Annotated in this window: 6 protein-coding genes; 3 read left to right on the top strand and 3 right to left on the bottom strand. The window is 47.6% G+C overall.

The window, feature by feature from the left end:
• Positions 1-155 precede the first annotated feature (155 nt).
• Positions 156-320, top strand: coding sequence for a hypothetical protein (locus HRU21_08500; GenBank protein ID NRA42328.1), 165 nt, complete (start codon positions 156-158; stop codon positions 318-320).
• Positions 321-494: 174 nt separating this feature from the next.
• Here HRU21_08500 and HRU21_08505 read toward each other — a convergent pair whose 3' ends face one another.
• A complete protein-coding gene (locus HRU21_08505) occupies positions 495-1,241 on the bottom strand; it encodes an MBL fold metallo-hydrolase (GenBank protein ID NRA42329.1) in 747 nt (248 codons plus the stop codon).
• Positions 1,242-1,337: 96 nt separating this feature from the next.
• On the opposite strand from HRU21_08505, the gene HRU21_08510 reads away from it, so the two are divergent.
• Entirely contained in the window at positions 1,338-1,739 is a 402-nt protein-coding gene (locus HRU21_08510) for a MerR family transcriptional regulator (protein ID NRA42330.1), read from the top strand.
• A gap of 88 nt (positions 1,740-1,827) precedes the next feature.
• Here HRU21_08510 and HRU21_08515 read toward each other — a convergent pair whose 3' ends face one another.
• A complete protein-coding gene (locus HRU21_08515) occupies positions 1,828-3,204 on the bottom strand; it encodes an 8-oxoguanine deaminase (GenBank protein NRA42331.1) in 1,377 nt (458 codons plus the stop codon).
• Positions 3,205-3,660: 456 nt separating this feature from the next.
• On the opposite strand from HRU21_08515, the gene katG reads away from it, so the two are divergent.
• The gene (gene katG, locus HRU21_08520; GenBank protein ID NRA42332.1) at positions 3,661-5,817 is read left to right on the top strand and encodes a catalase/peroxidase HPI; all 2,157 of its coding nucleotides are present in this window, start codon (positions 3,661-3,663) and stop codon (positions 5,815-5,817) included.
• Positions 5,818-5,898: 81 nt separating this feature from the next.
• On the opposite strand, the gene HRU21_08525 is transcribed toward katG, so the two are convergent.
• A partial coding sequence (locus tag HRU21_08525) for a hypothetical protein (protein ID NRA42333.1) occupies positions 5,899-6,147 on the bottom strand: 249 nt, incomplete at its 5' end.

Genomic DNA, 6,147 nt, shown 5'->3' on the forward strand with positions numbered 1-6,147 from the left:
CTTACCACCAACCCAGGTATAGGACTCCGATAAGCCATCCAAAAAAATTGGTAATGGGGTGGCCATCCAACAAAAATAGGTAATTCTTTTTTAGTTAGGTAAGCCACCATAATAAACTTTGCCAGGTAAAGCAGATAAATAAGGAAAAATTACACATGGCAAGAATAAGTGACAAAACCAAAAACTTAAGCCAATCAGGGATTCGTAGTGCGAGTTCTCGCTGTGCAGCTGTTAAAGGTATTAACTTGACTGACTTCCGCCCACCGTCAGAAGCATTAAGCACAGCGCCAAGCGCTGAGCCAATTCGCATAGTTGGCTAATCGCTTGGCATAATATCGCCGCTACACGAGCACTTATCTCACAGTGCTCGCGTAGCAGCTTTCTTACATCACTTTCACAATATCACCTTTCTTGCATCAGCGTTTTTCTGTCAGCTAATCAACTCTAGCTTTCAATCTTAGCTTTCAAAACGGATCAAAATCTCTATAAAGCCCTTAACACGGCTGAACTTCTAGCGTGACCGTCTCGCCATCATCAGGTATCAAAAACTTCGCGCTGAGATTTTCTTTATCGATCAAATCTATTAAGTCGGATCGCTTAATTCGGCAATGATCTAAAGCATCCATATGATTAGCGATAATTTTTCCGGTGCTGATTAGCGCCAATTCAATAATTTCTGCTTCATCCAACAGTATCGGTGCGCCTAGGTCAAACTGTGCCTTAGCGGTTGGCGCAACAATAAAATCCGGTTGTTTCGCCCGAATGAATGTTCTTATCGCATCCGTTAATACAGTATCACCCATTAAATACACACTTGGCTCATTCGGCAGCTGTAAAAAATAGCCTGTGCCATGCTCCATCAATGGCGCAAGCCAGCCTCGGGCATGTGTTGCCGGCACTTGTTCAATCGTGCCATCAAAAAAAGGGCTACATCGTTTTGCTAACAACTGTGTGCAAACGCCCTTCTTTCGTAAATACTGCACATCATGTGGCGTGCAAAATGTCTTAATATCATTATCTAATAGCCACTTAAGACCCGCGCGATCTAGGTGATCAAAATGGCCTTTCTGACAATGTGTAATCAAGGCGTAATCGATACTATCTTTTACTTGTTGAAACATCTCTGGCAGTTCAACCAATGGATTGCGTTCTTGACTGCGAAAATATCGAAGCTTAGGCAAGCTCGATTGCTTTGCCAGCATAGGGTCAAGCAAAATACGTTGTTGGTTTATTTCAAGCATGATAGTTGCATTTCTAATTTGAGTTATCTTCATAATCTAGCCTCCACAAAAAACTATGGTAAAGTATGGATTTACTCCATAGTCAATGGGTAGCAGATGAAAATTTCTGAATTTGAAAAAGTGACCGGCCTATCGCGCGATACGCTGCGTTACTATGAAAAAATAGGTCTGTTAAGCCCACCCTCACGCGGACTCAATGGCTATCGCGAGTATGGGCAGGTACAGCTGAATGAATTAAACTTTATCAAAAAAGGCAAAGAGATTGGCTTTAGCCTTTCAACAATTCATCGCGCCTACCGGCGCTATCAAGAATTGGGGCATTTCTGTGCTGAATTTTCAGCGCAGCTTAATGCCAAAAAAAGCCAACTGTTACAAGGCATCGAAAAAGACAAGCAAGCCATACGTGAGATAGACAATATGCTTAGCAAAGATAATCTGAGTAAAAATAGTCTAAGCAAAGAAGGTCTAAACAAAAATAGCCCAAGCAAAAATAGCTGACGCTAACATACTGCTAACGCTGACAAATCCGTTGTAAAGCGACATATTAACTCTCGCCTTTTAGACCAAGCTGCTTCATCATAAAAACCTAGGCCTCTAACGCCGCCAATAAATCTTTCGCCTGGGCATGATGGGCCTGCATCATCGCCTGCAGATCAAGATTGATTAATTGTTTATCGCGTACCTTCCATTGCCCCTGCACCATCACATGGCTGGCCTGGTGCGCACCGCATAAAATCAACGCCGCCAGCGGGTCGTGGCTGCCGGAAAAACGTGCCTCATCGAGGCCAAACAGCGCCAGGTCGGCCTGTTTGCCCACCGCCAATTCGCCGATATCGTCGCGCCCCAACACCTCAGCCGAGCCTTTGGTGGCCCAATATAAGGCATCCAAATGACTCACCTCATCGGCTTCATATCGTAAGCGATTGATTAACAGCGCCTGGCGCACCTCTTGTATCATATTCGAGCCATCGTTGGAGGCTGAGCCATCCACCCCTAAGCCTACTTTCACCCCCGCCGCCGCGAGTTCTTTCGTGCGGCAAATACCCGAGGCCAAAATCATATTCGAGCTGGGGCAATGGCACACCCCTACCTTGGCCTGCCCAAGGCGCACGATTTCTTCATCGTTAAAGTGAATGCCGTGCGCCAACCAGGTGTGCTGATGCAGCCAGCCGACCGACTCCAGATAATCCACCGGACGCAGCTTAAAGCGCGCCAAACAGAAACGGTCTTCATCTTCGGTTTCACTCAAATGGGTATGCAGCTGCACTTTATAAGTTTTAGCCAAGGCCGCGGTTGCCTGCATCAACTCGGTAGTCACCGAAAACGGTGAACAAGGCGCTAAGGCGATATGCACAAACGAGCCCGCTGAGGGGTCATGATACTGTTTAATCAGCCGCTGCGAATCGGCCAAAATATCGGCATCGCTTTGCACCGTCGACTGCGGCGGCAAACCGCCATCGTCTTCACCTAGGCTCATCGAGCCACGCGTCAAGGTTACTCGCGCACCAATTTTGTTAGCGGCAGCCACTTGCACATCAATCGCTTCCAATAAAGCTTCAGGAAATAAATAATGATGATCGGCCACGGTGGTACAGCCCGACATCAACAACTCTGTTAGCCCCAACTCGGTCGAGGCCTTAATCATCTCAGGGCGCAGATTGGCCCAAATGGGGTATAAACTTTGTAACCACGGAAATAAACGCTTATTCAGCGCCGCAGGCACCGCGCGGGTTAAGGTTTGATACAAATGATGATGGGTATTAACCAAGCCCGGCAATAGCACGCATTGGCTAGCATCGAAGGTTTGGTGAACGGAGGTATTGGGGCTGGCATGTTGTGGCACCAGCTCAANGATNAGCCCGGTGCTTNGGTCAATCACAATGCCATTGCTGGCGTCTTGTNNATTGGCGGTAAATACCGCAAGCGGGTGTTTTATCCAAATATGCTGTGGCGTTGCTGTCATAATCGTCTCACTATGGTCACGGGTGACAGCTGTGCAGATTAAACGCAGGCAACATCACCCTGATGAAAATTTATCGAGGGTTGATGACAGTGACTTACGTGTTAATCTGTCGATGAATACCCAGTGTATCGCGTATTTAAACTTTTGTGAATGGCTGAACATTATCCACTCGACTCACTCGACTCACTAGACTCACCCGCCCCAACGGCTTTAGGAAAATTCGATGGATTTGATTACTGTTTTGACTCAAAGCGCAGAGTCTAAGCCTTAGAAAGTATCCAGATTCGTCTCTATACAATTTTTAATTTTTGGTCTACTTTGTTTACTGCTTTACTGATCAGTGAGCAGTAAGCAGTGAACAGTCACCATGCAGCAACATCAAAACCCGAGCGTTAAACTGCATAGACTTATATCTGCTTGTCAGTTGATCAAACATATTAAAAAAGGAGCGATTTTATGTCTGAAGCGCAATGCCCCTTCGCACATGGGGGTGCCACTCAAAACGAAGTGTCTGTGACTAAATGGTGGCCAAAGGCCCTAAATCTTGACATCTTGCATCAACACGACCACAAAACCCAGCCATATGGTGATGACTATAACTACCACCAAGCGCTGCAAAGTTTAGATATTCAGGCACTCAAACAAGACCTGACCGCGCTCATGACCGATAGCAAATCATGGTGGCCCTCGGATTGGGGCCATTATGGCGGCTTAATGATTCGCATGACCTGGCACGCAGCCGGTTCTTACCGCATTGCGGATGGACGCGGCGGCGCAGGCACTGGCAACCAGAGATTCGCCCCACTTAATTCTTGGCCGGATAATGGCAATCTCGATAAAGCACGCCGTTTACTTTGGCCGATTAAAAAGAAGTATGGCAACAAAGTCAGCTGGGCCGACTTAATTGCCTATGCCGGCACGATTGCTTATGAATCGATGGGGCTTAAAACGTTTGGGTTTGCATTTGGCCGGGAGGATATTTGGCATCCCGAAAAAGATGTCTACTGGGGCTCTGAACAAGAATGGTTAGCCCCAACAGGCAGTGAAGGGAATCGCTGGGCAGATAATCGTAACCTAGAAAACCCGCTGGCGGCAGTCATGATGGGGCTTATCTATGTAAACCCTGAAGGCATAGATGGGAAATCAGACCCGATGCTTACCGCGCGAGACATGCGCTTAACGTTTGCACGCATGGCTATGAACGACGAAGAAACCGTAGCCTTAACGGCAGGCGGGCACACCGTTGGTAAAGGCCATGGTAATGGCGACCCGTCATTATTAGGCCCTGAACCTGAGGCAGCGCCCCTAGAGGATCAAGGCTTTGGCTGGATCAACAAGACCCACAGAGGAATTGGCCGAGATGCCGTTACCAGTGGTATTGAAGGCGCCTGGACAAGCAACCCGACGCAATGGGATAACGGTTATTTCGACATGCTGTTGAATCATGAATGGCAGCTCACTCACAGCCCAGCCGGAGCCACTCAATGGCAGCCAGTGCATATCGAAGAAGATCTGATGCCTCCTGATGCTGAAATAGCGGGTAAACGAGTGATGCCGATGATGACAGATGCCGACATGGCGCTGAAAGTCGACCCCGCCTATAGAAAAATTTCCGAGCGATTTGCGAACGATCCCGAATATTTTTCCGATGTGTTTGCCCGTGCCTGGTTCAAGCTAACGCATCGAGACTTAGGGCCAAAATCTCGATATTTTGGACCTGATGTGCCCGCAGAGGACCTTATCTGGCAAGACCCTATTCCCTCTGGAAATACCCACTATGATGTGAATGCAGTCAAAGACGCCATTACTTCAAGCTCTCTCAGTATTGCTGAAATGGTCTCAACTGCTTGGAATAGTGCCAGAACATTTCGTGGTTCAGATAAACGCGGCGGAGCCAATGGTGCGCGTATCCGCTTAGCCCCTCAAAAAGACTGGCCAGCTAACGAGCCTGAAATTTTAGAAAAGGTACTAAGCGTACTTGAACCGATTGCCGCCAGCAGCGGTGCCAGCATAGCCGATGTGATCGTTTTGGCAGGCAATGTTGCTATTGAGCAAGCGGCCAACGCGGCAGGAATACAAGTGGATATCCCTTTCACACCCGGCCGCGGTGACGCAACGCAAGACATGACTGACGAGCCCTCGTTTGATGTATTAGAGCCGCTGCATGATGCATATCGAAACTGGGTGAAACAAGAATATGCCGTTAGCCCAGAAGAAATGATGTTAGATAGAACACAATTAATGGGCTTGACCGCGCCTGAAATGACGGTATTAATAGGTGGCATGCGAGTGTTAGACACCAATCATGGCGATACTAAACATGGCGTGTTTACAGACCGACCAGGCACACTCACAAACGACTTCTTCGTCAATCTAACCGATATGAACAATCGTTGGGTGCCCGTTGGCGAAAATCTATACGAAATTCGCGATCGAGAGAAGGATACACTAAAATGGACAGCCACAAGAGTCGATTTAGTATTCGGCTCGAATTCAGTTCTTCGCGCTTATGCTGAAGTCTATGCACAAGATGACAATCTTGAAAAATTTGCGCACGACTTTGTTCAAGCTTGGACTAAAGTGATGAACGCTGACCGATTCGACGCGGCTTAACTTTAGGTTAATTGAGCGATGCTGTGAACATGGCTTATTGAGTATATTGGGCAGGCGTATCTTATTACACTTGCTCAATAGTCACCACTGCCGCAGCTGTTGTTTTAGTACCTCACTCGCCTGCTGCAAACTTTCCTGATTCACGTTACTCAAAGCAATCAGGCCTTGCACCTGCAGCAGCATAAAATGCGCAAGCGCGCCACTGTCGGCATGCTCATCGATTTGCCCTTGCAGACGCGCGTGTTCAATCACCGCCTCAAAGTTTTGCCTAAGCGTTAAAAAATTCTGGCGTATGCGCTGCTCAATCTGTTTATTTTCGACGCCCCCTTC

The sequence above is a fragment of the Pseudomonadales bacterium genome (assembly GCA_013215025.1).
GTDB lineage: Bacteria > Pseudomonadota > Gammaproteobacteria > Pseudomonadales > DT-91 > DT-91.